At 55.5% G+C, this 2,752-nt stretch carries 4 protein-coding genes; all 4 read left to right on the forward strand.

Going from position 1 to position 2,752, the window contains the following annotated elements; all coding sequences use genetic code 11:
• Positions 1-358: ABC transporter permease subunit (locus RTU33_RS21720; protein ID WP_312630154.1), on the forward strand; the 358-nt coding region annotated here is incomplete at its 5' end.
• Positions 358-1,248: a phosphate ABC transporter permease PstA gene (pstA, locus tag RTU33_RS21725; protein ID WP_312630155.1), complete on the forward strand. Its 891-nt coding sequence runs from the start codon at positions 358-360 to the stop codon at positions 1,246-1,248. The genes RTU33_RS21720 and pstA, both read left to right, overlap by 1 nt.
• Positions 1,249-1,296: 48 nt before the next feature.
• Complete coding sequence (pstB, locus tag RTU33_RS21730) at positions 1,297-2,070, forward strand: phosphate ABC transporter ATP-binding protein PstB (RefSeq protein ID WP_312630157.1); 774 nt, start codon at positions 1,297-1,299, stop codon at positions 2,068-2,070.
• Positions 2,071-2,082: 12 nt separating this feature from the next.
• Positions 2,083-2,752, forward strand: a 670-nt coding sequence (gene phoU / locus RTU33_RS21735; protein WP_312630159.1) for a phosphate signaling complex protein PhoU, incomplete at its 3' end; no start/stop codon positions are given.

The following is a 2,752-nucleotide window of genomic DNA, read 5'->3' on the forward strand; positions in this document are numbered from 1 at the left end:
AGAGTCGGCCTACGGTATCGGCTGCACCACCTGGGAAGTTATCTGGCGTATCGTTCTGCCGTTCACCAAAAATGGGGTGATCGGTGGCGTCATGCTTGGCCTCGGGCGCGCGCTGGGTGAAACCATGGCGGTGACCTTTATCATCGGCAATACCTACCAGCTCGACAGCGCTTCGCTGTATATGCCGGGCAACAGCATCACCTCTGCACTGGCGAACGAATTTGCTGAAGCCGAATCCGGGCTGCACGTTGCGGCGCTGATGGAACTGGGCCTGATCCTGTTCGTGATCACCTTTATCGTGCTGGCGATCTCCAAGCTGATGATTAAACGCCTCGCGAAAAACGAGGGGGCACGCTAATGGCGACTTTAGAAATGCAAACCAGCCCTGAGCTCATTGAATCCCGCCGCAAAATGCAGGCGCGTCGTCGTACCAAAAACCGCATCGCCCTGACGCTGTCGATGGCGACTATGGCTTTTGGCCTGTTCTGGCTGGTGTGGATCCTGTTCTCCACCATTACCCGCGGTATCGATGGCATGTCGATCGCGCTGTTCACCGAAATGACGCCGCCGCCAAATACTGCGGGCGGAGGGCTTGCAAATGCATTAGCCGGTAGCGGCCTGTTGATCCTGTGGTCAACCGTCATCGGTACACCGATGGGGATCATGGCGGGTATCTATCTGGCGGAATACGGACGTAAATCCTGGCTTGCGGAGGTGATTCGCTTCATTAACGACATTCTGCTTTCTGCGCCATCCATCGTGGTGGGCCTGTTCGTTTACACCATCGTCGTGGCGAAGATGCAGCACTTTTCCGGCTGGGCGGGCGTGATTGCGCTGGCGCTGCTGCAGGTGCCTATCGTGATTCGTACTACTGAGAACATGCTGAAGCTGGTGCCGGATAATCTGCGTGAAGCGGCTTATGCACTGGGTACGCCAAAGTGGAAGATGGTGTCCTCCATCACGCTGAAGGCCTCCATATCAGGGATCATGACCGGGGTGCTGCTGGCCGTTGCGCGTATTGCTGGTGAAACCGCACCGCTGCTGTTCACCGCGCTGTCGAACCAGTTCTGGAGCACCGACATGATGCAGCCGATTGCCAACCTGCCGGTGACCATTTTCAAATTTGCCATGAGCCCGTTTGCCGAATGGCAACAGCTGGCCTGGGCCGGGGTACTGATCATTACCCTGTGCGTTCTGTTGCTGAACATTCTGGCGCGCGTCATTTTCGCGAAGAAGAAACACGGTTAATTTTTTACAGCGTGGCGAAGAGCGGCGCTGAATGAGGAAGAGATTGAGATGAGTATGGTTGAGACGACCCCGGGTAAGATTTCAGTTCGTGATTTGAACTTCTACTACGGCAAATTCCATGCCCTGAAAAACATTAACCTGGATATCGCCAAAAACCAGGTAACGGCGTTTATCGGCCCGTCGGGCTGCGGAAAATCCACCCTGCTGCGCACGTTCAACAAAATGTTTGAGCTCTATCCGGAGCAGCGCGCGGAGGGTGAAATCCTGCTGGATGGCGACAACATTCTGACCAATACCCAGGATATTGCCCTGCTGCGCGCCAAAGTTGGCATGGTGTTCCAGAAGCCGACGCCGTTCCCGATGTCGATTTATGACAACATCGCCTTCGGCGTACGCCTGTTTGAGAAGCTGTCCCGTGCGGATATGGACGAGCGCGTGCAGTGGGCGCTGACCAAGGCCGCATTATGGAATGAAACAAAGGATAAGCTGCACCAGAGCGGCTATTCTCTCTCCGGCGGCCAGCAGCAGCGTCTGTGCATTGCCCGCGGAATTGCGATTCGCCCGGAAGTACTGCTGCTGGATGAGCCATGTTCAGCGCTGGACCCGATTTCAACGGGCCGCATTGAAGAGCTCATCACTGAGCTTAAGCAGGACTACACCGTGGTGATCGTTACTCATAACATGCAGCAGGCGGCGCGCTGTTCCGACCATACTGCGTTTATGTATCTTGGCGAACTGATTGAATTTAGCGATACCGATGCGCTGTTCACCCGACCTGCGAAGAAACAAACTGAAGACTACATTACTGGCCGCTACGGTTGATTTGGAGCGCATATGGATAACCTCAATCTTAACAAACACATTTCCGGCCAGTTCAACGCAGAGCTGGAGCATATTCGCACCCAGGTGATGACCATGGGGGGGCTGGTGGAGAAGCAGCTGTCCGACGCCATCACCGCGATGCATAACCAGGATCAGGATCTGGCGAAGCGCGTTATCGACGGTGACAAGCAGGTCAACATGATGGAAGTCGCTATCGACGAAGCCTGCGTGCGCATCATTGCCAAGCGTCAGCCGACCGCGAGTGACCTGCGCCTGGTAATGGCGATCATTAAAACCATCGCCGAGCTGGAGCGTATTGGTGACGTTGCCGACAAAATCTGCCGCACCGCGCTGGAGAAGTTCTCCCAACAGCATCAGCCGCTGCTGGTGAGCCTGGAATCGCTGGGTCGCCACACCGTGCAGATGCTGCACGACGTGCTGGATGCGTTTGCGCGCATGGATCTGGATGAAGCGGTGCGAATTTATCGCGAAGACAAAAAAGTGGATCAGGAATATGAAGGCATCGTGCGTCAGCTGATGACCTACATGATGGAAGATTCCCGCACCATTCCAAGCGTGCTGACCGCCCTGTTCTGCGCCCGCTCTATCGAACGTATCGGCGATCGCTGCCAGAACATCTGCGAATACATCTTCTACTTCGTGAAGGGGCAGGATTTCCGTC

The organism is Scandinavium sp. (assembly GCF_032012665.1).
In the GTDB taxonomy this organism is placed as follows: domain Bacteria; phylum Pseudomonadota; class Gammaproteobacteria; order Enterobacterales; family Enterobacteriaceae; genus Scandinavium.